Annotated in this window: 1 pseudogene; it reads left to right on the top strand. The window is 36.6% G+C overall.

The features are described from left to right. Positions 1-334 (top strand): annotated as a pseudogene (locus QVO97_RS03165) (XRE family transcriptional regulator); the annotation flags it as partial. Between the last annotated feature and the right edge of the window lie 201 nt (positions 335-535).

The following is a 535-nucleotide window of genomic DNA, read 5'->3' as shown; positions in this document are numbered from 1 at the left end:
GCTGGATGAATTTAATCCATCTGCATTGCATCTGTTTCTCCCTAAGAAATTTCCCGGTGAAAAATGTAATGAAGTAGCAGACACTTCCGTTTACTATCATGACAATGATGGCTGGCCGGCTCATGCACCTGTCTGTATGTGGTTTGACTATGGGGTTTTGAATGATTTTCTGAAAGAATGGGTAATTCGAATGGATGAACTAAAATCCGGTGAGATTACCAGAGATGAATATTTTGAATGGAAAATCAACTGGCCACAGACTTGTGACGGGTGTGGGAAATATGAGCCTAAGAAACAATGGCGGTCTGTAAAATCAGAACTCAGTGAAACTTAGCAAAACTTAAATTCACTGCTTTTTTTCTCTTTAGTAAAAGAAAAAGCACTGTAAAACCAATAATCAAACGGTTTTCAGTGCTTTTTTTCATGTTTTAACTATCGAATTTCCCTCAGACACCTACATAAGCGAAACTTAGCGAAACTTAGATTATGCCCAATACACAGTATTATTACTTATAACAACTAAATTACTTCTTGT

The sequence above is a fragment of the Clostridium sp. CAG:43 genome (assembly GCF_000434655.1).
Classification (GTDB): Bacteria; Bacillota; Clostridia; order Lachnospirales; family Lachnospiraceae; genus Otoolea; species Otoolea fessa.
Note: the sequence above shows the minus strand (reverse complement) of the source record. Positions and strands in the feature narration are given on the sequence as shown.